Source organism: Pseudomonas sp. BSw22131 (assembly GCF_026810445.1).
Classification (GTDB): Bacteria; Pseudomonadota; Gammaproteobacteria; order Pseudomonadales; family Pseudomonadaceae; genus Aquipseudomonas; species Aquipseudomonas huanghezhanensis.
Genome location: NZ_CP113949.1, coordinates 269,377 through 290,768, shown reverse-complemented (window position 1 = coordinate 290,768; position 21,392 = coordinate 269,377). Strand labels below are relative to the sequence as shown.

Below are 21,392 nucleotides of genomic sequence, written 5' to 3'. Positions count from 1 at the left end.
GTCATACGAGTCGTCGATTTCTACGCCTGTGAAGCAGGCTCGGGTTGTTCCCCTAACGCCGCCAGCAAAGCCGCAGCACTCGCGCCACGGCAATCCACTACGTTTTGAGCACCTTCTGCGCGCGCTGACTCAGCAACGCGAGGGCTCGGTACGAATAAAGGCAACTGCGCCAGTTGTGGCCAAAAATCACCTGCCAACTCCCGCAAATGCTGAAAACCTTGTCCACTGCTGACCACCAGCCCGTTCAAGCGTTCCGCCTGGACACGATCCGGCAATGTCGAAGGAGGATATTGCGGCAGGCTGCGGCTATACAGCGGCAAATAGTCGACAGTAACGCCCTGTTCACGCAAGCGTTCAGCCAATAGCTCGCGGCCGTCTTCGCCGCGCATGATCAGCACCTTGGGATCATGACCGGCGATGGCCTCCTGCAACTGCGGCAAGTCCAGCAGCGCTTCGCTGTCATCTCCCTGCTCCGGGAAATTCACGCTAAGGCCATAGTTATCGAGAATCTTCGCGGTCGCAGCGCCGACCGTGAACCACTTTTGAATCGGCGGCTGCGGCCAGACCTCGTCAAGCATCGCAAGGCCAAGGCGCGCAGCGGGCTTGCTGACAACGATGACCGCGCAGTACTGATGCAAGCCGTAAATGACTGACTGGTGCTGTGCAGTTGCTGGCAGCGGATGGATGTCCAGCAACGGCAGACTGGCGCTGTACACGCCAGACTCTGCCAACGTCTGCGCCAGCGCCTCGCATTCGTCAGTCGGGCGAGTCAGCAACAGCCGCCAATTGCTCACGTTTCGTCAGCCTCACCGTAAACCGCCTTGAGGATTTTTGCCGCGCCTTGGGTCAGAAGCGCTTCAGCTACCTGGACGCCCAAGGCTTGAGCATCCACCTGGGGAGCGCGGGCCTCTGCATGCAGGAGCACAGTTCCGGAAGGATCACCCACCAGACCGCGAAGCCAGATCTGATCGCCTTCCAGCACGGCATAACAGGCAATTGGCACTTGGCAGCCGCCGTTCAGATGTTTATTCAACGCTCGCTCGGCGGTCACTCGCACGGCGGTGTCGTCGTGGTGCAGCGGCGCCAGCAAGGCATGCAACTCGGTGTCGACACTGCGGCATTCGATGCCGACCGCGCCCTGCCCGCCAGCGGGCAGACTGTCTTGGACACTGATGGCGTCGGTGATGCGGTCCTCAAAACCGAGACGAATCAAGCCAGCGGCGGCCAGAATGATCGCGTCGTACTCGCCGGAGTCGAGCTTGGCCAGTCGCGTGTTGACGTTGCCACGAAGGAAATGAATGATCAGATCAGGACGCCGAGCCAGCAGTTGCGCCTGGCGGCGCAGGCTGGAGGTGCCGACGATGCTGCCGGGCGGTAGCGCCTGAAGGCTGGGATAAGCGTTGGAGACGAACGCATCGCGCGGGTCTTCGCGCTCGCAGATGCAGAACAGACCAAGTCCCTGAGGAAAGTCCATCGGCACGTCTTTCATGGAATGCACGGCGATGTCGGCTTCATGTTCAAGCAGCGCTGTTTCCAGCTCCTTGACGAACAGCCCTTTGCCGCCGATTTTCGACAGCGGAGAATCCAGCAGCTTGTCGCCACGGCTCACCATGGGCACAAGCGTCACGAGCAATCCGGGGTGAGCCTGTTCCAGGCGGGCTTTCACGTATTCGGCCTGCCAGAGGGCCAGCGCGCTTTTGCGAGTAGCGATGCGGATTTCGCGAGGGGACATGAATCAATCCGTACTGAGTAAATGCGGCGGATAATACCAGTTCAGCCCCGCAGGGCCTCATTGGCGTCTTGAATCTACGCGCATCATGATCTCAATCGACCCGCCAGGCCCATGTGACGGCGTGTCGCGACTTCCGGCTCTGGATCGTCTGCAGGGGCGCACATGGACGCAATGAAGCCCGTCTCACGCAAGCAGTTTTGCGGCCAAAATCTGTGGCGGCCAAGCGCGCTCTGACAAGAAGGCCGCCAGTGACTTACAGCTGTTGCATCATCCTGCGCACGCCTGCCACATGCCGACGGCTGACGATCAATGCATCTCCGTTAAGCCCTTTGAGGAACAATTGGAAATGCCCGAGTGGTGTCCGCTGCAGTCGCTCGATTCGCTCGCGCGCCACCAGTGCATTGCGGTGGATCCGCACAAACCGGTCACCAAATTCGTCCTCCAGCGCCTTCAGAGGCTCGTCCAGCAACACTTCGCCGTCCTCGTGACGCAGCGTCACGTACTTGTGGTCAGCGATGAAATAGATCACATGATCCAGCGGGATCAGTTCAATCCCTTTGCGGGTGCGGGCACTGATGTGGCTGCGCGGCCCGTTTCCGCTTTCCGCCGCCGGGCGGGTCAACGCTGCCAACTGAACACGGTTTGGACGCTCGGCTTTGCGTAACGCCTCAAGCAAGCTCTCGGGACGCACTGGCTTGACCAGATACCCCACCGCGCTCACCTGAAACGCTTCAAGCGCAAATTCATCATGAGCCGTGCAAAAAACCACGGCGGGAGGCGTATCGCGTTCGCATAATTTAGCCGCTACCTGGAGGCCATCAAGGCCCGGCATGCGGATATCCAGTAACACCACGTCAGGCTTGAGGCTGTCGATCAAAGCCAACGCTTCTTCGCCATTGGTGGCGCTGGGTTCCAGGACCCTATAGCCCTCAAGCTCGCCTATCATGCGACTTAGTCGCTCGCGGGCAAGGGGTTCGTCATCAACGATCAGGACATTCATATTGCTCTGGCTTCCTGCGTGAGTCTCGCACAAGGATAGCGTAGACAGGTGAAGTGACGACCGTCACGGCGCTCCACGCTCAGACTGGCGTGAGGACCAAAAAGTGCCGTGATTCGAGCTCCGATGTTTGTCAGGGCCTGCTGTGTACCATTTGAAGTCTGACGCCCGGCCACCTCGTCGTAGGGATTACTGACACGCAATATGAACACCCCTCTCTCATAATCAGCTTCGACTCTGACGATCCCGCCCTCAACTCTAGGCGCAATGCCGTAGATCAACGCGTTTTCCAGTAATGGCTGCAAGGTTAGCTGGGGAATCGGCAAGTCGTCGGGAATTGCACTGACGTCCCAGTCCAACTGTAGACGCTCGCCAAGTCGATATTGCTCAATCGATAAATAACGTTTAGCCAACTCCATCTCTTCTCGCCAAGTGGTCAGGCTGCCGGGCTTGCCCAGGCTGGCTCGAAACAGGTCGGATAAATCCATGACCGCCTGCTCGGCCTTGACCGGATCGCTCGTCACCAGACTGGCGATGCTGTTGAGGGTGTTGAACAGGAAATGCGGACGGATGCGCGCCTGCAGCGATTCGATTCGCGCGCCCAGCTCCGCCTGTTGCTGTTTGCGCCACTGACTTTGCAGATAGAAGTAACGCAGCATCAGCGCCGACATGATCACAGCGATCAATGAATAACGCGCATAGCGCTCGACGTCGCGATCAACCGGCAGCTCACCGCTCAACTGGCAATAATCAGCCACCGCCGTACACGCCAGCGTCACACCGACCACCAACAGGCATCCCAACGCGCCGGCGAGGCCCGGGTGCAGCCGCGCAAGCCAGGGACGAAGCCCGCACAGCAACGCAGCAGACAGCAGCACGATCCATTGCACGAACAGCGACATCAGCGCCATGCGCACCCAATCGAAGCCTGCTTGCATAGGCTCGACCAACACCAGCACAAGCACCATCAACTCCGCCAGGACGACGAGCACGAGCAAGGCCTGGGGCAGGCACAGTTCGGGCAGGAAGAATTCTTTGGCGGCGCTCTGGCCCGGTTTTGTTCGCTGTTTTCGCATCGGCTCAGTCTCTGCCCTCGCCCCCTCAGCGGCAAGCTGTCGGGGATAAAAAAATGGCAATGCTGTTATTATCGCCGGCGCCTTTTTTCGAAATCGGCGCACGTCAATTTCCCCGTACAGCAACCAGCAGAGCAGCGAGCGAATCCATGAGCACCGACAAGACCAACCAGTCCTGGGGCGGCCGCTTCAGTGAACCCGTCGACGCCTTCGTCGCGCGCTTCACCGCCTCCGTCACTTTCGATCAGCGCCTCTACCGCCACGACATCCTGGGCTCCATCGCCCACGCCACCATGCTGGCCAAGGTCGGCGTGCTGACCGATGCGGAGCGCGATACCATCGTCGACGGCCTGAAGACCATCCAGGGCGAAATCGAAGCCGGGAGCTTCGACTGGCGCGTGGACCTGGAAGACGTGCACATGAACATCGAAGCGCGCCTGACGGACCGCATCGGCATCACCGGCAAGAAATTGCACACCGGACGCAGCCGTAATGACCAGGTCGCCACTGACATCCGCTTGTGGCTGCGTGACGAAATCGATCTGATCCTCGCCGAAATAACCCGCTTGCAAGAAGGCCTGCTGGGCCTGGCCGAGTGGGAAGCCGAAACCATCATGCCCGGCTTTACTCACCTGCAGACCGCACAGCCGGTGACGTTCGGTCACCACATGCTGGCGTGGTTCGAAATGCTCAGCCGCGATTACGAGCGTTTGATCGATTGCCGCAAGCGCACCAATCGCATGCCGCTGGGCAGCGCTGCGCTGGCGGGCACCACTTACCCGATCGACCGGGAATTGACGTGCCAGCTGCTGGGTTTTGAAGCCGTGGGCGGCAACTCGCTGGACAGCGTGTCCGATCGCGACTTCGCCATTGAATTCTGCTCGGCTGCAAGTATTGCGATGATGCACCTGTCGCGCTTCTCCGAGGAGCTGGTGCTCTGGACCAGCGCGCAATTTCAGTTCATCGACCTGCCTGATCGCTTCTGCACCGGCAGCTCGATCATGCCGCAAAAGAAAAACCCCGACGTTCCCGAGCTGGTACGAGGCAAAAGCGGTCGGGTGTTCGGGGCGCTGATGGGGCTGCTGACGTTGATGAAAGGCCAGCCACTGGCCTACAACAAAGACAACCAGGAAGACAAAGAGCCACTGTTCGATGCGGCCGATACGCTGCGTGACTCACTGCGCGCCTTCGCCGATATGATCCCGGCAATCAAGCCAAAACACGCGATCATGCGTGAAGCTGCGCTGCGCGGGTTCTCTACCGCCACCGATCTGGCTGACTATCTGGTTCGCCGTGGCCTGCCGTTCCGCGACTGCCATGAAATCGTTGGCCACGCCGTGAAATACGGCGTGGAAAGCGGTAAGGATCTGGCAGAAATGACCCTGGAAGAATTGCGCCGTTTCAGCGACCAGATCGAGCAGGACGTGTTCGCCGTCCTGACGCTGGAAGGCTCGGTCAATGCACGTGACCATATCGGTGGCACCGCGCCCAACCAGGTCAAAGCTGCCGTCAATCGGGGCCGGTCGTTGCTCATCCATCGCTGAACACTCAACGCCACCAAACAGACGCGCTACCCGAGGGTGGCGCGGTTTTCATTGCCAGGACATCGAGAACATCATGAGCGACATAATCGAAAAAAATGAAGAAGATGAAGAACAGTTCGCTGAAGCGACCCTGATCGAGGCAATCGAGAATCAGATCGAGAGCGACAACCCGCCAGCCGCCAAAGCGACGTTCAACAAGCTGACGCTGGTGGGCTACGAGCGCGATGACATTCTGGAAATGATGGCTCACGTACTTGCCGTCGAGATCGACGGGATCCTCAAGGAAGACCGACCGTTCAACACACAATGGTACGAGGCCGCCCTGCGTGCACTGCCGGAAATGCCGCCCGGCGTGAAGACCGACGAAGAATAAACGACGCTGCCTCTGAGCCAACTTGTTGGCGAAACGTCTTGCGCGTCGAATCAGTCATGCCGCCGCGCGTATGAATTCGCGCCTACAGATTGGGAACGCAGCAAAGCGCGATGTAGTCGGCTAGTGCTAGTTCTGTAGTAGCCAACGTGTTGGCGAGATGGCGTCATGGGCTGAATCAATCCCGACGTCTCGCGAATGAATTCGCTCCTACAGGGGCTCCATCCCCGCCCTCGCAACATTCCCCCTGCAAATCCTCCAGACGCTACTACACTTGCAAACGTCCCGCTGCCGCTTGACCAACGGGGCTTTCACGCCTGTCGATTTACATCGTCGCGTATCAACTAAAAAGTCTGGAGCGCCTATGTCGTTTACACCTGAATTGGTAGCCGAACTGGAAATCCTGTCGCTGTTCAATCTGGCCAATACCCAGGAGGGTCTCAAAGTCCATCACGTGGCCGCACCGTCGGCCATCGCCGCAGCAAAAAGGCTTCACGACAAAGGGCTGACGACCCAGGTCGACGGCGGCTATCTGACCAGCCTGGGGCTGGAAGCCGCAAAACATGCGCAGTCGTTGCTGACCATTCTGGCCATTACCCAGGAAGCGGCCTGATACAGGCCATCTCGCGAAACCTTCGCCCGGACGCATGAAATAAAGGTTTCGCGACCCCTTCATTTTCCGAGTGGCACGCCGATACCCATTGGCGCCACCTTAATAACAGCCGGTCGCCACGCCCCCAGCCAGCGCCGTTACTGTCGTCGCCCTGCCCGCCCCCTGCATTGCCGCTCGCCGGCCTGAGTCGCGATGAAGCGTAGTTTTGAAATTCGACCCGATCTGGACCAAGGCATCGACCGCAAGGTGCTGAGCCAGTTGCGAAACCGATTTCTGACCCTCAACGAAGGGCGGCTGTCTCGCGCCAATGAAGGCCTGTCGTCGCGCCAGCAATCGGTGCTGGCACTGCTTGCGCTGTTTTTTCATGTTAATCATCCCTTGCTGCCAGGCTATGTGTCGGGCAGCACGCCGGCGGGGGTTTGCGGCTATGACCCCGACGCTCATGCGCTCACCGAAGCACAGCGGCTGACGCGCTCATTCTCCTACAAGCCTCGACGCGGTAACGCGCCTGCGCCTATTCATGGTCTTTTCCTGATGGGCAGCCTCGGCACGCTGGCTCAGGCAGACCAGAGCGACATGGACGTGTGGGTGTGTCACGACTCAACGCTTTCAGCCGAGGCGGTGCAGGAACTGCGCAAGAAATGCCACGCACTGGAAGCCTGGGCCGCAACGATGGGCGCCGAGGCGCATTTCTTTTTGATCGACCCGCAACGCTTTGTCCTTGGCGAGCGGGATGCGCAACTCAGTGGCGAAGACTGCGGCACCACTCAGCATTATCTATTGCTCGACGAGTTTTACCGGACGGCCATCTGGCTGGCCGGGCGGACGCCGCTGTGGTGGCTGGTGCCCGTGTACGAGGAAGCACGCTACAGCGAGTACACGCACACGTTGCTGTCCAAGCGGTTTATTCGCGAGGACGAGATTCTTGACCTGGGTCCTATGGCGCACATCCCGCCCGGTGAATTTATCGGCGCCGGGCTCTGGCAATTGTTCAAAGGCATAGAGTCGCCCTACAAATCGGTGCTCAAGCTGCTGCTGACCGAGGTTTACGCCAGCGAGCATCCGCAGGTTCAGTGCCTCAGTCTGCGGTTGAAGCAAGCGGTGTTCGCCAATCAGGTCGACCTCGACGAATTGGACCCGTACATGATGGTCTATCGCCGGATCGAGGAGTACCTGCACGCTCGCGGCGAACCGGAACGCCTGGAGCTTGTGCGCCGCAGTCTTTATCTGAAGGTCAACAAGAAGCTGACCGGGCCCTCACGGGCGCGCAGCAGCAGCTGGCAGCGCCTGTTGCTGGAACGGCTGGCCAAAGAATGGCAATGGGACGAGCGACAATTGACGCTGCTCGACAGCCGCAGCCAATGGAAAGTGCGGCAGGTTTGCGTCGAGCGAAGAGCGTTGGTGACTGAGCTCAACTACAGCTATCGCTTCCTGACGCAGTTCGCGCGTACGCAAAATGCGGTCAGCTCGATTACCCGACGCGACCTCAATGTGCTCGGTCGTCGGCTGTACGCAACATTTGAACGCAAGGCGGGCAAGGTCGAATTCGTCAATCCTGGCATTGCGCCGGATTTGGCCGAAGACACGCTGACGCTTGTGCAATCGCCCAATAAACGCGAGCCCGGCCAGACGCAGTGGGCACTGTATAACGGCAATCTGGGCGTGCACGAGTGGGTGAACTTCTCGCCAATCAAACGCAGCCGTGAGCTGCTGGAACTGCTCACCTGGTGCCACCGCAACAGCGTGATCGATACCACTACGCGCCTTGCGCTGCATCCCGGCACCAGCGATTTAACCGAATTCGAACTGTTCAACCTGCAAGGCGCGCTTCAGCAAAGCGTCGCCTTGCCGCTTGAGCCCGTCAGCGAAGTCGCCTTGCTCAGCCCAAGCGCACCACGCGAAATCCTGTTGCTGGTAAACGTGGGTGTCGATCCGCTCAAGCACCACAAAGACCTGAACATCTTGATGACGACCGAGCGTACGGATTCGCTGAGCTACGCAGGCGTCAGGGAGAATCTGGTGCTGACGTTCGACCAAGTGACGCTCAACAGCTGGAATGAGGTGCTGGTCAACCGGTTCGATGGCCCCTATGCCCTGCTCGACTGCATGGTTGACCTGCTCAATGGTCAGGTGCCCAATCGACCAGAACCTGTGGTGCGCGTACGCTGCTTCTGCCACAACCGCGCTCATGCCATTGAGCAACGCGTCGAGGAGTTGATCAATACCGCGCAATTACTGCTCAAACGTGGCCTCAATCATCGGTATCTGATTCAGGTCCAGCAGCGCTATCACGTCCTGGAAATCATCCCCGGGCACGTCAGTCATGTCGTGCTTGACAGCCTGCCCGCGCTGTTTGACTACCTGAGTGAAGAACTGCCGTCGTACAGCCCGCTGCACCTCGATCCGCAGGCGTTGGACGACAGCGACCTGTCACTGCTCATCGCGCACGGGCAGCCGGAGTGCATACAGGTGTTCTACCGAATCAACGAATCGCAGGCTGATCTCTACGTGCTCGATGAGCACAATGCGGTGTGGCATCAGCACTTGCCCTATTACGATGAATCCAGCCTGTTGCTGCCGCTTCAACGGTTTCTGAACTCGCTCATGTACCGTCGTGGCGCCACGCTGCACCTCGAAAACCCGCTTGAGCCGTCCGCGCTGGAAATCCTGTATTACCGGCTCACCCCGGAAGGCGCCGGTCGCGCCCGACACGTCGAACGGCGCCAAGCGCCTGCGCTGACGGTGGACAGGGCTTTTTATGATGTGCAGGCGATTGTTGAAGAGGCATCACCAGGGCAAGTGAGCGTCACGCTGTACTGCAACAACAAAGAGTTTTCAGAGCTGGAGTTTGGCGAGCAGTTGTTCGACGTTGTCGCCAGAGAGATTCTTGACCGACGCACAGAGCCTGCGCGCTACCGCTGCTACATCACGGATCTGGACTTGTCCGGCTTACTCAGCGAAAAACGGGGCCAGACCATTCTGTTTCTGCGCTACAAAGCGCAATTGGAAAAGTCGCTCAACGAGGCAATGGACGGGCCTGAAGCCATCAAACCACTTTAGTAGCGAATTCATTCGCGAGACGGTGGCAATGGTTCACCCTTTGACACTGCCTCGCCACGACGTTGGCTCCTACAGGGTGTAAGTGGCGCGCCGGGCTTCGGACTCCGCCACAATCGCCCGACGTCGTTCGTCCGTCGCGGCGCGCCACTCGCGAATGTCTTCGACGTGGCGATAGCAGCCGGTACAAACTTTCTGCTCATCAAGCCGGCAGACACTGATGCAAGGCGACTTCACGGCCGGACTGACATTGCTGAACAGCGGCTTGGGAGCGCGGGGCGGGGTCGTAGCAGTGGCGGTCACGATCAATTTCCGTCGATGAGCTCAAAATCTATGTCGGCTCCGGCCTGGCTCTTGGCCAGACGCTGAAGCATTTCGCCCAGCAATTCCTCGCTCTTGTCGCATACCCAGCGCTTCTCTTCTTCGTCGTAATAGAAGCGGAAGCCACCGGCCGGCGCTGCCAGCCACAACTGACGCAAAGGCTCCTGACGACTGAAAATCAGCTGACTGCCGTTTTCGAATTTGACTGTCAGCACACCGGCCGAACTCTCAAGGTCCAGATCCAGGCCGCTATCGTCGAAGATATCCTCAAGCTTTTCTTGGGTGGCATCGACCAGGTCGTGAAAACGGGCTTCGGTCAAACTCATTGCAGGAACCTCGAAAGTGTCTACTGATGGCGCAGCGACGCAAGATACGGTCGCTCCGCAGCAATTGCAAAGCTTACCCGCCCAACTGCGGGTCGCGCCGCCAAAAATCCGCCCGATCAACGCAACATTCTCGCCAATCGCGTCAAAGCCCCGCCAGACGGGAAGTTCGGCACATAGGCAATCAGTCGGGTGGTCGGTATACTCGGGCGCAATTAATGCTTATACAAAGGATTTCGCCATGAAGCGCCTGATCTCTTCCTTAGCTGCGCTCCTAGCGGTTGCGTGTCTTGTTACTGCCTGTGGTCAAAAAGGCCCGCTGTACTTGCCGGATGACGACTCGTCTAACGCCAGCAGCGCTGAAGCCAAAACGCACCCGGCTCCGCACAAGCACACGACCAACTAGGGATTATTCATGGACGCCTTCAACTACCGCGACGGTGAATTGTTCGCGGAAGGGGTTTCGTTGTCTGCCATCGCCGAACGCTTTGGTACGCCAACCTACGTTTACTCCCGGGCTCATATCGAAGCCCAATACCGTGCATTTACCGATGCGTTGAGCGGCATGCCGCATCTGGTGTGCTTTGCGGTCAAAGCCAACTCCAATCTGGGCGTACTCAATGTCCTGGCGCGGATGGGCGCTGGTTTCGACATTGTTTCCCGTGGCGAGCTTGAGCGTGTGCTGGCCGCTGGCGGCCACGCCGATAAAATCGTGTTCTCCGGCGTAGGCAAAACCCGCGAAGACATGCGTCGCGCCCTCGAAGTCGGCGTCCATTGCTTCAACGTCGAATCCACCGACGAGCTTGAGCGCTTGCAAGTGGTGGCCGGGCAAATGGGCGTTCGTGCCCCCGTCTCGCTGCGCGTCAACCCTGATGTCGATGCCGGCACCCATCCTTACATCTCCACTGGCCTCAAAGAAAACAAATTCGGCATCGCCATCGCGGACGCCGAAGACGTTTACATACGTGCCGCACAGTTGCCGAACCTCGACGTTATTGGCGTCGATTGCCACATCGGCTCGCAACTGACCACGCTGGAGCCCTTCGTCGATGCGCTGGATCGCCTGCTGGCACTGGTTGATCGCCTTGCCGATTGTGGCGTTCTGCTGAACCACATTGATCTGGGCGGCGGCCTCGGCGTGCGTTATCGCGACGAAGAGCCACCGCTGGCCGGCGACTACATCAAAGCCGTGCGCGAGCGCCTTGAAGGACGCGACCTGACACTGATGTTCGAGCCGGGTCGGTTCATCGTTGCCAATGCCGGCGTGCTGCTGACTCGCGTCGAGTACCTCAAGCACACCGAGCACAAGGATTTCGCCATCGTCGATGCGGCCATGAACGACCTCATTCGTCCGGCGCTGTATCAAGCCTGGATGAACGTGACAGCCGTGCAGCCGCGCGAGGGCGCAACGCGCAGCTATGACATCGTCGGGCCGATCTGCGAAACCGGCGATTTCCTCGCCAAAGAGCGTGAGATGTCTCTGGCTGAAGGCGATCTGCTGGCGGTGCACTCTGCAGGCGCATATGGCTTCGTCATGAGCTCCAACTACAACACGCGCGGCCGTACTGCCGAAGTACTGGTAGATGGCCAGGCCGCTTTCGAAGTACGTCGCCGTGAAACCGTGACTGAGTTGTTTGCCGGCGAAAGCCTGCTGCCGGAGTAACCCCATGCTGCTGCGTTTTACCAAGATGCATGGCCTGGGCAACGACTTTATGGTGCTGGACCTTGTGAGCCAGCACGCTCACATCTTGCCCAAGCACGCCAAACAGTGGGGCGATCGCCACACCGGTATCGGTTTCGATCAACTGCTGCTGGTAGAAGCGCCGAGCAATCCGGATGTGGATTTTCGCTATCGAATCTTCAACTCCGACGGTTCCGAAGTCGAGCAGTGCGGTAACGGTGCGCGCTGCTTTGCCCGCTTCGTGCTCGACAAGCGCCTGACCGCCAAAAAGCAGATTCGCGTCGAGACCAAGAGCGGCATCATCGAGCTCGATATCCGCAATGACGGCCAGATCAGCGTCGACATGGGCGCTCCCCGGATGGTGCCTGCGGACATTCCGTTCGACGCGCCGGCTCAGGCAGACAGCTACATCGTTGAGGTAGACGGCCAGAATCTCCAGTTGGCGGCCGTGTCGATGGGCAACCCGCATGCGGTGGTGCGCGTTTACGACATCAACAATGCGCCGGTCCACACGCTTGGGCCCAAACTCGAACACCACCCGCGCTTTCCCGCTCGGGTAAACGTAGGCTTTTTGCACGTAGTCGATCGTCAGCGCGCGCAATTACGCGTCTGGGAGCGCGGTGCAGGGGAAACCCAGGCCTGCGGTACCGGCGCCTGTGCTGCCGCAGTCGCCGCAATCAGCCAGGGCTGGATGGATTCGCCGTTGCTGATCGATCTGCCTGGCGGGCGCTTGTCCATCGAGTGGGCAGGCCCTGGCCATCCCGTCCTGATGACCGGCCCGGCAGTGCGGGTTTACGAAGGCCAAGTACGTCTATGAGCGAGATCATCCAATGACCGACCAGCCTCAGGCTTCAACCGATACGCCTAGCGAATCGCCTGCCGATAACGCAGTGCCAAACCTTGAAGCCGAGGCGGTCGCGGCTTATCTGCAACAGCATCCGGAATTTTTTGCCGAGCACGATGAACTGCTGTCGGCCATGCGCATTCCTCACCAGCGTGGCGACACGGTGTCGCTGGTCGAACGCCAGCTCAAGCTGCTGCGCGAACGCAACATCGAGATGCGTCATCGGCTGTCGCAATTGATGGATGTGGCCCGCGACAATGACCGGCTGTTCGACAAGACCCGGCGCCTGATCCTCGACCTGATGGATGCAACCAGCCTGGAAGAGATCGTCATCGCCGTCGAAGACAGCCTCCGCCTGCAATTTCAGGTGCCGTTCGTGAGCCTGATCCTGTTCAGTGATAACCCGATGCCGGTTGGCCGCTGGGTCAGCAGCGAACAAGCGCATAAAGCCGTCGGCGGTCTGATCTCGGGCGGCAAGACGATTTGCGGCGCACTGCGTGAACACGAGCTCGAGTTCCTGTTCGGCGCCGAACAAAGCAAGGAAGTCGGCTCGACCGCGATCGTCGCGCTTAACCACCAAGGCCTGCATGGCCTGCTGGCCATCGGCAGCCGCGATCCGCAGCATTACAAAAGCTCAGTGGGCACGCTGTTTTTGAGCTACATAGCCGACGTGCTGGCACGCCTGCTGCCACGCCATACCAACGCCCTGCGCTCGGTTCGCTAGTCATGGAACGGCATCTGGACGCTTACTGCATGCACCTGCGCAGTGAGCGTCAGGTGTCGCCCCACACGCTCGAAGCCTACCGCCGTGACTTGAGCAAAGTGCTCGCCTTCTGCCAGAAACAAAACCTGACGACCTGGGCCGCGCTGGATATTCAGTCCATGCGCAGCCTCACTGCGCGCCTGCATCAGCAGGGTCAATCATCACGCAGCCTGGCACGGCTGCTGTCGGCAGTTCGCGGCTTCTATCAGTACCTCAATCGCGAAGGGATTTGCGAGCACGACCCGGCCAACGGTTTGTCCCCGCCGAAGGGCGAGCGACGGCTGCCCAAAACTCTGGATGCCGACCGCACGCTGCAACTGTTGGAAGGTGGCGTGGAGGATGATTTTCTGGCCCGCCGTGATCAGGCGATTCTTGAACTTTTCTATTCTTCTGGCTTGCGGTTATCCGAGCTCACGGGCTTGAACTGCGAGCAACTTGATCTGAGCGACGGCCTGGTCCAGGTGCTTGGCAAAGGCAGCAAAACCCGTGTGCTGCCGGTTGGCAGCAAGGCCCGTGAGGCGCTGACACAATGGCTGAAGCTGCGTGCCCTGGCCAATCCTGCGGACGATGCGGTTTTTATCAGCCAACAAGGCCGACGCCTGGGGCCGAGAGCGATTCAGGTGCGGGTCAAGGCGGCTGGCGAGCGCGAACTGGGGCAGAATCTGCATCCGCACATGCTGCGCCATTCGTTTGCGAGCCATCTGCTGGAGTCATCCCAAGACCTGCGCGCCGTGCAGGAACTGCTCGGGCACGCCGACATCGCGACCACACAAATCTATACCCATCTGGATTTTCAGCACCTGGCAACCGTGTACGACAGCGCCCACCCGAGGGCCAAACGCAAAGGTTCTTCTGACCATGAGCATTAAGCTGATTACGTTCGACCTGGACGACACGCTGTGGGAAACCGCTCCGGCAATTGTCGGTGCCGAGGCCATGTTGCGAGACTGGCTGGCTGCCCACGCACCAAAGCTGGGCCCTGTTGCGGTCGAACATCTTTGGGAAATTCGTTCGCGACTAATCGAAGCTGATCCCGGCTTCAAGCACCGGATCAGTGCGCTGCGGCGCCGTGTGCTATTTCATGCGCTGGAAGATGCAGGCTACGACCATGCGCAGGCGCAAGATCTGGCCGATCAGGCATTTGAGGTGTTTTTGCACGGCCGCCATCAACTGGAGATTTTTCCGGAGGCGGTGCCGACACTGGAGTTGCTAGCCAAGACCTACACCTTGGGCGTGATCACAAATGGCAATGCCGATGTACGTCGTCTGGGCCTGGCCGATTACTTTGCTTTTGCCCTGTGCGCAGAAGACATCGGCATCGGTAAACCTGATCCCGCGCCATTCGTGGAAGCTCTCAGGCGTGGCAACGCAGACGCTCGGCACGCCGTGCATGTCGGCGATCATCCGGGTGACGACATCGCTGGCGCGCAACAGGCCGGCATGCGGGCGATCTGGTACAACCCCAGTGGTAAGCCATGGGAAGCAGAAAAAGCCCCAGACGCCGAAATCAGCAGCCTGACCCAACTGCCAGAAGTCCTGGCGCGCTGGAGTTAAACGCACCGCTCGCTTACTGCACACTCATCACTGTGATCCTACGGAATAAAGTCTGTCGGATTTAACTCAGCAATTCCAGAGACTAGTCAGTGGGCTAATCAGAAATAAAGTCTGTCGCAACGCCATTTTTTAAGATTTTGAAGCCAGACCTACTAAATAAAGTCTGTCGTTAACATGCAAGCTATTGATTAAAAAGCTTTTTCAATAAAAGCCAGCAAATGTTCCGAGCGCAAGCACAATGGCGCTACGACGACCCAGAATGCCTTACGCCGTTAGGTGCCTAATGGAGAGTCTAACAACAAGCCATCCGACTACTCTTTTGGCCGATGTGAGGCTGTGATGACGGGCGGCAGTCGGCCAAAAGTGGACGGTGGACACGGTGATGGCAAATGGATAGCTTCGTTCGAGGGCTGCAGTCCTTGCCGTCAACCATGCTGCGTTTCTCCCAGAGCAATGTCTCATTTGCCGTGACCACTTCTAAACTACCTAACCGTTACGGAGCATATAAGACATGTCAAACATCGTCGCATGGACCCTGTTCTCCTTGGGTGTGCTCCATATTCCATTCGGTATTTTCAAGTTCAAAGCAGCATTCGCCGCCGCTGTAAATACTGGCTTCGTTGACCAGTTCAGGGCGCACGAAGATCGGCGTGCAGCCCTCTGGTTTACCATGCTGGGGCCGCTTTTTATGCTCGCAGGGCAGACAGCGATCCACGCCGTAGCCGTTGGCGATCTCGCGCTACTTAAAATTGTTGGCATCTATGTGCTGATGATCTCGATCATTTGCGTCATTGCTGTTCCAAAATCTGGGTTCTGGGCAACGCTCCTGGTTTCTCCGCTGATCATCGCGGCAGGGTATGGCTTGTATGCCTGACAAACGGTTCATCCTTCACGACAGGCAACAATCGACCCAGGCTGTGTGAAAACTCCCGCAATTGTCTAATCTTCTGATCGTCGAGATCGTAGCGGGGGCGATCATGAAGCGATTTATTGAAGGTGAGGCTCGGACGCAAGTCACCTTGCTGCCGGAGTGCCTGGACGATTACGTGACCCAAGAAAATCCAGTCCGTGTGGTCGACGTTTTCGTCGATGAACTCGACCTGGGCGCACTTGGTTTTGAGGGCGTCGATCCTGCCGCAACGGGTCGTCCAGCCTATCACCCAGCGGTGTTGCTGAAGATCTATATCTACGGCTATCTCAATCGGATTCAGTCCAGCCGCCGACTTGAACGTGAGGCCGAGCGCAACGTCGAGTTGATGTGGCTAACGGGGCGTTTGGCTCCGGACTTCAAAACCATTGCCGACTTTCGCAAAGACAACGGCAAAGCCATTCGCAGCGTATGCCGCCAGTTCGTAGTTCTTTGTCGCAACCTCAATCTCTTCTCCCAATCGATCATCGCCATCGACGGCAGCAAATTCAAAGCCGTCAATAATCGCGACCGCAACTTCACTCAGGGCAAGGTGAAGGCTCGCATGCAGCAGATCGAGCAGAGCATTGATCGATATCTGGCGGCGATGGATTCGGCGGATCGGGCAACGCCCGAGGTGGCCGAGGCCAAAGCAGAGCGGCTTAAAGAAAAGATAGAAACACTGAAAAAGCAGATGCAGAAACTCAAGGACATCGAGGCGCAGCTCCACGACAGTCCAGACCAACAGATCTCCCTCACCGATCCAGATGCACGCTCAATGGCTACGAGCGGCCGAGGCACCGGAACGGTTGGTTACAACGTACAAACCGCTGTCGACGACAAACACCATCTGATCGTTGCCCATGAGGTGACCAACGTTGGTAATGATCGTGGGCAACTGAGCAATATGGCGAACCAGGCGCGTGAAGAAATCAAGGCTGAATCGCTAACGGTGGTGGCCGACCGAGGCTATTACAAAGGTCTGGAAATCCTTGCTTGCGAGCAAGCTGGCATCACTACCTTCGTACCCAAGCCCCTCACATCTGGCAGCAAAGCCGAAGGCCGATTTGGCAAGCAGGACTTCATCTATCTTGCGGCGTCGGACGAGTATCGATGCCCTGCAGGGCAGTTACTAACCAGGCGACATTCGTCGACGGAAGACGGCATGTTATTGCATTGTTATTACTTCTCAGGCTGCCAGTCCTGCTCAATGCAAAAGCAATGTACGACGGGTAAGGAGCGCCGTGTGAAGCGCTGGGAACATGAGTCGGTAGTCGACGCGATGCAGGTTCGGCTAGAACATGATCCAGCGATGATGAGGGTTCGTCGACAGACCGTTGAACATCCTTTTGGAACGCTCAAGTGCTGGATGGGAAGTACCCACTTCCTGACCAAAACCCTGCCGAGGGTGAGCACTGAGATGAGCCTTCACGTGCTCGCCTACAACCTCAAACGAATGATGAGCATCTTCGGCATCGCAGGACTGCTTGAGGCGATCAGGGCGTGAACCCAGCCGCTTGGCTCGCAAGTTAGAAGCCGTTTGGGCCGCTGACGCGGCCCAAACGGCATTACGAACGTCTATGTCACTGACTAAGCTAATTCGCGCTTCCGCCCGCTGATTCCATAGGCAACCTTCGCGACTCTCAGTTTTCTAGGTGTTTAGCGCGTTTTCACACAGCCTGGACCCAAAGCAGCCATTCCCGCAACCGTTTGTGGTCGATGACCTTTTCCTTCGCGGATGCAAGTAGCATCTCCGGAGCACAGTCAGAAACTGACGGTCCACTCTTCTGCTAAGCTCGTGACCATACCGTTTCAAAGAGATGACCGGATGTCATTCGTAGACAAGTTTGTTGCTGAAATATTGTCTCTACAGGTTGCGTTGTATCATTCGCGTGCTCGATTGGAAGCGCGGACTGATAGCGAAGCTTTGCACGATCTCCGGATCGCAGTGAGGCGTATCAGGAGTTTGCTGCGGCCGATGCGCACCATGAGCGAGGTGGCGGCGCTGAACATTGCGGCAGCTGAGGTGGGAAGGATAACCACACCCACTCGCGATATGGAGGTGATGGTTCAGGAGCTGGAGACCAGGGGCTTTCTTGCCGAAGCTCAGTTCAGAAAAGCGCGCTTAGCATCTAACTACTCCAAGATTCTAAAAAGCCCTCATCTCAATAACTTGTTCATTCAATTGGACGAGTGGCCTACTATTTTTCGGTCAGTTGAAGTCAACGGCGGTTTGAAGCACGTCCAGCCTCAAATTGAAAAAGCGCTAAAAAAACAGATCGACCGGCTGCATGCTGCTGTGGATGACGCTGGATTTGATCGACATGAGTTGAGAATCCTGGTCAAGCGGACTCGCTATCTGACAGAGGCTTTTCCAAAACTGTCACCGCTTTCGGGTAAAGCGGCGAGTTCTCTCAAAGCCCTGCAATCGGCTTTGGGTGCCTGGCATGACCATTACCAGTGGTGCCAAAAGGCACTGATCGAATCTGATCTACTCCCGCTGGAAAAGGTATGGCAGCGCTGCGCAGCCACCGCACTCGATAAAGCAGAGGCCCAATTGGTCGATCTGGCGAAGCTGTTGCCAAAATCATCAGGCAAAAAAAAGCTGCCTGGAGGCAGCGGAAGAAACGAACACGCGTTGAATGACCTGAGTATTACTGGCGTAAGATTTCAAAACGATGACGATGTGTAGCCGCATCGAAGACAACGCCTTAAGAGATCTCTAATACAGGTCTATTTATGCTGATCGGCAAGGGATGGGCTGCGTTTACGCGATCTTCCAGTCTTTTCACGAAGGCTTCAGCTTCTGCATAGCTGCGAAATTTGACGCACCACGCGTCCATCCAGACCAGCCAGCCTTCGGGCGTGTTCGCTTCTTCGATTCTAATCTGCATCACTAGAGTCCCTTCGTGTGGTGGTTCAGGTCCACTACGAGTCTAATCAGTAAAGCTCGTACCCTTTCGAAATCCGAGTATTGAGTCGGACGCGATATGGGGAATTGATGAATCGGGTTCATCGAATGGTTTTTCTCAGCGAGTCAATGCCCTTTCTAATGGACTCGGCGTTCACGTCGAGCGTGGCTATGGCTCCTAGAGCTGTACTTGATACTCCCGTGGCCCCTCTCTGGTCTATCCACATCGCTATCGATTCGATGGCGTCGGCAAGCGCGAGCTGGTTCTCGTGAAGTTTTTCGAGAATCTCCGGCAAATGCGTGTTTGCTGGCATGGCGACAATTCCTCAACGCGAAGGGTAAGCGTAGCAGGGTCGCGCCAACTGCACCGGAGCATACCGGCAACATAAATCGTCTGGCCTGCCTGATAGAGGCAGTCGACTGTGGCGTGAACCGGCTTTGGAATTATAGACTTTCCCGAGTGACTGCTTTTGGCCGATTACTGCCCTCGCGAACGGTTGAATCTACACCCCATACGTACTTTCGCCGCCGGCAATCAATGCCCAAACGCCGCCACCCAGATGTGCCGTTCGCCCGTTTGAAGATTAGATAAAGCGCTCCGGTGCGATTCAGGGTGTAGGTGAGTCGCTCGACTTCGGCGTTAGAACTATCGCGCCGCCGATCACTTCAGTGGTCAGTACGTCGCCGATGCTCAGTCCTAAACTGGTGTGTAGGTCCGGACGCAAGTTAATGATGACGTCGCCACTTCCATCCGCAGGATCTTGGCATTTCACTGTCCAGCGTTGGGCTTCGGTAATGAAGTTACTCAGATTTTGGTCTTGGCGGGCAGAGGTCGCAGTCGTCGTGCTTGTTCGACCTGTAGCTATCTACGCTCGGATGCATTAATGCCCTATCCGTGGTCGAGGAGATCTTGCGGCTTGGAGCGACCCAGCACCGTAGACAGGTATGCTCTGGACTCGGGGTATTGGCACCGGTTTTCCAGGCAAGTCGAGAGTATGGGGATCATGGCGTACAGCTGGGCCATTGTGACCGGACCGCGCTGCGGTAAAGCGATCGAATCGCATGCCATTCGTAACATGCTCAGTAGCCGATAATCTCGGGCCTCCCAGTCAACATGGTGCTTGTTCACGTGCGCAGGTTTGGCGAAGGTTTGGCCTTCGGCTATCAGCCAGGTTTTGTCGTTTCGGTAAAGCCAGGCGTAGAGAGGAGGCATTTTGTTCCTCAAAGCCTGGACTCCCAGTTCAGGATACAAACCGTGCAGGTGTTGCCACTGACTCCTGTGCTCATCAGTCTCGCGGCGGTGCCTAGCTTTAAGTGCTATGGCGTAGGTCGCTGGATAGGCACGTAGCAGCTTATTGATCGTGGAGACAGTGATTTGAAACTCTTCACAAAGCACCTGTTTCGATACGCCCTCAGCCAGTTTTAAAAGCAGATCCTCTCTGAGCCGGCCTTTTAGTCGTTTTGGCCTGGGAGCGTTTTTGGCTGGAGCCCCAGAGCTTGATAGCGAGACTCGCTTATCAGGTAACCGCGATGGAGTGCGTGCCACTTGCTGGGCTGATCTGGCCACTTCGGCGTTGTAGGCCTCTAGAAACGAGTGCAGGTCATCAAATAGCCAATCAATCAGAATCAGATGTTTCAGAGGATGAATGCTTCTGCGGGGGGTACGGACAAACTGGTTCACAAATGACTCTGAGCTTCTTTTGTCTGTCGGCAATGATTCAAAGAGATGAAAGCGGCGAAGCTGCTCGGTGCGGTCGAGCAGTGATGCAGATCTGCTCCCCTGGAGTACAGCTGTTCGATAGGCCCTGGCGACGGCGCAAGGTTCGAAGGACGTCGCTCGGCCGATGGACGCAAGGTCGATGACATTGTCCGCCAAGGCCAAAAAAACTGGACGTGACCAGAGTTTCTGAGATGAGGCCTGTTCGATCAAGAATTCGTTGGCAGGTAGCGACCATTCAAACCGACCCGACCACCGTCTACTTTTGGTGGATGCCATGAGCCAAGCTTGATGGCGTGGACAGATCAGCACACCTGGATATTGGTGTGTGAGGTGCCAGTAAGCTATGCCATGGGCGTGCACATCCTCGCACATACAGTACGGACATGCTTTCAACGGGTGTTCAGCGCCGAAGCCGCTTGATACCAGGCCAAGTCGATATTTAATTGAATCAAGGCGATCGCTTTTTACAGTCATTAACGCGTCTTCAATTTTAACTTTATTTTGAAATGGAACAAATAGTGGGAATATTGTGTGATTAAGAAGAATAGATTCTGCACTGCCCAAGTATTCGAACCCAGTTCGTTCTAACGCTGAAATTCCGCAGGGAATATCATGTTTTATAAATTGCTGACGCAGTCCCAACACAGCGGTGGATGTCGTCGCAGGGTTTAAGTTACCCATTACCAGATGCTGTCGACTGCACAAACTGAACAGTGTTTCGTCGGGTAGCCAGTCCAGCCGAGGGAATGGCCTTGCCACCCACTCCTGCCCTGAAGCGGCGCTCATGCGGCCTCCTAATCGGGGTCAGAGGAGATTAGTATAGCGGCCGGCACCTCGTGCTTCGTATCCATTCCACCTAAACAGCGGATGGTTATTCACGAATCTGAGCTCTCATAACCGTAGGCATTTACCGTTAGTTTTTAATTTCTTTATCGTCTAGGTGGGCCAGTTTTTAGCCGTCCAAGCACCGAAAATACTGGAA

At 57.3% G+C, this 21,392-nt stretch carries 22 protein-coding genes; 13 read left to right on the top strand and 9 right to left on the bottom strand.

Annotation, left to right across the window (positions count from 1 at the left end; genetic code table 11):
* Nucleotides 1-20 precede the first annotated feature (20 nt).
* From OYW20_RS01250 to OYW20_RS01235, 4 genes are all read right to left on the bottom strand, one after another.
* Nucleotides 21-794: a uroporphyrinogen-III synthase gene (locus tag OYW20_RS01250; RefSeq protein WP_268798932.1), complete on the bottom strand. Its 774-nt coding sequence runs from the start codon at nucleotides 792-794 to the stop codon at nucleotides 21-23.
* On the bottom strand, nucleotides 791-1,732 hold the full coding sequence (hemC, locus tag OYW20_RS01245) for a hydroxymethylbilane synthase (RefSeq protein ID WP_268798931.1): 942 nt from the start codon (nucleotides 1,730-1,732) through the stop codon (nucleotides 791-793). The genes OYW20_RS01250 and hemC overlap by 4 nt, the downstream gene beginning before the upstream one ends.
* Before the next feature lie 253 nt (nucleotides 1,733-1,985).
* Complete coding sequence (locus tag OYW20_RS01240) at nucleotides 1,986-2,732, bottom strand: LytR/AlgR family response regulator transcription factor (protein WP_268798930.1); 747 nt, start codon at nucleotides 2,730-2,732, stop codon at nucleotides 1,986-1,988.
* Nucleotides 2,729-3,805 carry a sensor histidine kinase gene (locus OYW20_RS01235; protein ID WP_268798929.1) on the bottom strand — a complete coding sequence of 359 codons (1,077 nt, stop codon included), beginning with the start codon at nucleotides 3,803-3,805 and terminating at the stop codon, nucleotides 2,729-2,731. Before OYW20_RS01235 ends, OYW20_RS01240 begins: the two co-directional genes overlap by 4 nt.
* A 146-nt stretch (nucleotides 3,806-3,951) precedes the next feature.
* Between OYW20_RS01235 and argH the strand changes: the two genes are divergently transcribed.
* The 4 genes from argH (at nucleotide 3,952) to OYW20_RS01215 (ending at nucleotide 9,389) form a co-directional block, all read left to right on the top strand.
* On the top strand, nucleotides 3,952-5,346 hold the full coding sequence (gene argH / locus OYW20_RS01230; protein WP_268798928.1) for an argininosuccinate lyase: 1,395 nt from the start codon (nucleotides 3,952-3,954) through the stop codon (nucleotides 5,344-5,346).
* A 73-nt stretch (nucleotides 5,347-5,419) separates the two neighbouring features.
* On the top strand, nucleotides 5,420-5,719 hold the full coding sequence (locus tag OYW20_RS01225; protein WP_268798927.1) for a hypothetical protein: 300 nt from the start codon (nucleotides 5,420-5,422) through the stop codon (nucleotides 5,717-5,719).
* Nucleotides 5,720-6,080: 361 nt separating this feature from the next.
* Nucleotides 6,081-6,329 (top strand): TIGR02647 family protein, encoded by a 249-nt coding sequence (locus tag OYW20_RS01220; protein WP_268798926.1) that lies wholly within the window; start codon nucleotides 6,081-6,083, stop codon nucleotides 6,327-6,329.
* 192 nt (nucleotides 6,330-6,521) lie between these two features.
* The gene (locus tag OYW20_RS01215; protein WP_268798925.1) at nucleotides 6,522-9,389 is read left to right on the top strand and encodes a class I adenylate cyclase; all 2,868 of its coding nucleotides are present in this window, start codon (nucleotides 6,522-6,524) and stop codon (nucleotides 9,387-9,389) included.
* A 69-nt stretch (nucleotides 9,390-9,458) separates the two neighbouring features.
* Here the strand turns inward: OYW20_RS01215 and OYW20_RS01210 are convergent, their stop codons facing one another.
* Nucleotides 9,459-9,689, bottom strand: a complete 231-nt coding sequence (locus tag OYW20_RS01210) for a DUF1289 domain-containing protein (RefSeq protein WP_268798924.1) — start codon at nucleotides 9,687-9,689, stop codon at nucleotides 9,459-9,461.
* 2 nt (nucleotides 9,690-9,691) lie between these two features.
* Nucleotides 9,692-10,033, bottom strand: a complete 342-nt coding sequence (gene cyaY / locus OYW20_RS01205; protein ID WP_268798923.1) for an iron donor protein CyaY — start codon at nucleotides 10,031-10,033, stop codon at nucleotides 9,692-9,694.
* A 238-nt stretch (nucleotides 10,034-10,271) separates the two neighbouring features.
* Here cyaY and lptM point away from each other — a divergent pair, with 238 nt between their 5' ends.
* From lptM to OYW20_RS01160, 9 genes are all read left to right on the top strand, one after another.
* Nucleotides 10,272-10,436 (top strand): LPS translocon maturation chaperone LptM, encoded by a 165-nt coding sequence (lptM, locus tag OYW20_RS01200; RefSeq protein WP_268801245.1) that lies wholly within the window; start codon nucleotides 10,272-10,274, stop codon nucleotides 10,434-10,436.
* 9 nt (nucleotides 10,437-10,445) lie between these two features.
* Complete coding sequence (gene lysA, locus OYW20_RS01195; protein ID WP_268798922.1) at nucleotides 10,446-11,693, top strand: diaminopimelate decarboxylase; 1,248 nt, start codon at nucleotides 10,446-10,448, stop codon at nucleotides 11,691-11,693.
* A 4-nt stretch (nucleotides 11,694-11,697) separates the two neighbouring features.
* On the top strand, nucleotides 11,698-12,528 hold the full coding sequence (gene dapF / locus OYW20_RS01190) for a diaminopimelate epimerase (RefSeq protein ID WP_268798921.1): 831 nt from the start codon (nucleotides 11,698-11,700) through the stop codon (nucleotides 12,526-12,528).
* A gap of 13 nt (nucleotides 12,529-12,541) precedes the next feature.
* Nucleotides 12,542-13,279 carry a DUF484 family protein gene (locus OYW20_RS01185; protein WP_268798920.1) on the top strand — a complete coding sequence of 246 codons (738 nt, stop codon included), beginning with the start codon at nucleotides 12,542-12,544 and terminating at the stop codon, nucleotides 13,277-13,279.
* Nucleotides 13,280-13,281: 2 nt separating this feature from the next.
* Nucleotides 13,282-14,187, top strand: coding sequence for a tyrosine recombinase XerC (gene xerC, locus OYW20_RS01180; RefSeq protein WP_268798919.1), 906 nt, complete (start codon nucleotides 13,282-13,284; stop codon nucleotides 14,185-14,187).
* Complete coding sequence (locus OYW20_RS01175; RefSeq protein ID WP_268798918.1) at nucleotides 14,177-14,872, top strand: HAD family hydrolase; 696 nt, start codon at nucleotides 14,177-14,179, stop codon at nucleotides 14,870-14,872. The genes xerC and OYW20_RS01175 overlap by 11 nt, the downstream gene beginning before the upstream one ends.
* A 511-nt stretch (nucleotides 14,873-15,383) precedes the next feature.
* On the top strand, nucleotides 15,384-15,746 hold the full coding sequence (locus OYW20_RS01170; protein WP_268798917.1) for a DUF6463 family protein: 363 nt from the start codon (nucleotides 15,384-15,386) through the stop codon (nucleotides 15,744-15,746).
* A gap of 103 nt (nucleotides 15,747-15,849) precedes the next feature.
* On the top strand, nucleotides 15,850-17,286 hold the full coding sequence (locus OYW20_RS01165) for an IS1182 family transposase (RefSeq protein ID WP_268798916.1): 1,437 nt from the start codon (nucleotides 15,850-15,852) through the stop codon (nucleotides 17,284-17,286).
* A gap of 321 nt (nucleotides 17,287-17,607) precedes the next feature.
* The gene (locus OYW20_RS01160; protein ID WP_268798915.1) at nucleotides 17,608-18,471 is read left to right on the top strand and encodes a CHAD domain-containing protein; all 864 of its coding nucleotides are present in this window, start codon (nucleotides 17,608-17,610) and stop codon (nucleotides 18,469-18,471) included.
* A 19-nt stretch (nucleotides 18,472-18,490) separates the two neighbouring features.
* Here OYW20_RS01160 and OYW20_RS01155 read toward each other — a convergent pair whose 3' ends face one another.
* The 3 genes from OYW20_RS01155 to OYW20_RS01145 all read right to left on the bottom strand — a co-directional run bounded on the left by OYW20_RS01155 (nucleotide 18,491) and on the right by OYW20_RS01145 (nucleotide 21,196).
* The gene (locus OYW20_RS01155; protein WP_268798914.1) at nucleotides 18,491-18,673 is read right to left on the bottom strand and encodes a hypothetical protein; all 183 of its coding nucleotides are present in this window, start codon (nucleotides 18,671-18,673) and stop codon (nucleotides 18,491-18,493) included.
* Nucleotides 18,674-18,791: 118 nt separating this feature from the next.
* Nucleotides 18,792-19,004: a hypothetical protein gene (locus OYW20_RS01150; RefSeq protein WP_268798913.1), complete on the bottom strand. Its 213-nt coding sequence runs from the start codon at nucleotides 19,002-19,004 to the stop codon at nucleotides 18,792-18,794.
* Between the two features lie 575 nt (nucleotides 19,005-19,579).
* Entirely contained in the window at nucleotides 19,580-21,196 is a 1,617-nt protein-coding gene (locus tag OYW20_RS01145) for a TnsD family Tn7-like transposition protein (protein ID WP_268798912.1), read from the bottom strand.
* Between the last annotated feature and the right edge of the window lie 196 nt (nucleotides 21,197-21,392).

Excerpts from the sequence above, each read along its gene's own strand:
- OYW20_RS01225 (WP_268798927.1), top strand. The coding sequence starts at position 5,420 with ATGAGCGACATAATCGAAAAAAATGAAGAAGATGAAGAACAGTTCGCT.
- OYW20_RS01215 (WP_268798925.1), top strand. The coding sequence starts at position 6,522 with ATGAAGCGTAGTTTTGAAATTCGACCCGATCTGGACCAAGGCATCGAC.
- OYW20_RS01220 (WP_268798926.1), top strand. The coding sequence starts at position 6,081 with ATGTCGTTTACACCTGAATTGGTAGCCGAACTGGAAATCCTGTCGCTG.
- lysA (WP_268798922.1), top strand. The coding sequence starts at position 10,446 with ATGGACGCCTTCAACTACCGCGACGGTGAATTGTTCGCGGAAGGGGTT.
- hemC (WP_268798931.1), bottom strand. The coding sequence starts at position 1,732 with ATGTCCCCTCGCGAAATCCGCATCGCTACTCGCAAAAGCGCGCTGGCC.
- OYW20_RS01165 (WP_268798916.1), top strand. The coding sequence starts at position 15,850 with ATGAAGCGATTTATTGAAGGTGAGGCTCGGACGCAAGTCACCTTGCTG.
- OYW20_RS01235 (WP_268798929.1), bottom strand. The coding sequence starts at position 3,805 with ATGCGAAAACAGCGAACAAAACCGGGCCAGAGCGCCGCCAAAGAATTC.
- OYW20_RS01160 (WP_268798915.1), top strand. The coding sequence starts at position 17,608 with ATGTCATTCGTAGACAAGTTTGTTGCTGAAATATTGTCTCTACAGGTT.
- OYW20_RS01145 (WP_268798912.1), bottom strand. The coding sequence starts at position 21,196 with ATGAGCGCCGCTTCAGGGCAGGAGTGGGTGGCAAGGCCATTCCCTCGG.
- OYW20_RS01175 (WP_268798918.1), top strand. The coding sequence starts at position 14,177 with ATGAGCATTAAGCTGATTACGTTCGACCTGGACGACACGCTGTGGGAA.
- argH (WP_268798928.1), top strand. The coding sequence starts at position 3,952 with ATGAGCACCGACAAGACCAACCAGTCCTGGGGCGGCCGCTTCAGTGAA.
- OYW20_RS01170 (WP_268798917.1), top strand. The coding sequence starts at position 15,384 with ATGTCAAACATCGTCGCATGGACCCTGTTCTCCTTGGGTGTGCTCCAT.
- cyaY (WP_268798923.1), bottom strand. The coding sequence starts at position 10,033 with ATGAGTTTGACCGAAGCCCGTTTTCACGACCTGGTCGATGCCACCCAA.
- OYW20_RS01150 (WP_268798913.1), bottom strand. The coding sequence starts at position 19,004 with ATGCCAGCAAACACGCATTTGCCGGAGATTCTCGAAAAACTTCACGAG.
- dapF (WP_268798921.1), top strand. The coding sequence starts at position 11,698 with ATGCTGCTGCGTTTTACCAAGATGCATGGCCTGGGCAACGACTTTATG.
- OYW20_RS01155 (WP_268798914.1), bottom strand. The coding sequence starts at position 18,673 with ATGCAGATTAGAATCGAAGAAGCGAACACGCCCGAAGGCTGGCTGGTC.
- lptM (WP_268801245.1), top strand. The coding sequence starts at position 10,272 with ATGAAGCGCCTGATCTCTTCCTTAGCTGCGCTCCTAGCGGTTGCGTGT.
- OYW20_RS01240 (WP_268798930.1), bottom strand. The coding sequence starts at position 2,732 with ATGAATGTCCTGATCGTTGATGACGAACCCCTTGCCCGCGAGCGACTA.
- OYW20_RS01185 (WP_268798920.1), top strand. The coding sequence starts at position 12,542 with ATGACCGACCAGCCTCAGGCTTCAACCGATACGCCTAGCGAATCGCCT.
- xerC (WP_268798919.1), top strand. The coding sequence starts at position 13,282 with ATGGAACGGCATCTGGACGCTTACTGCATGCACCTGCGCAGTGAGCGT.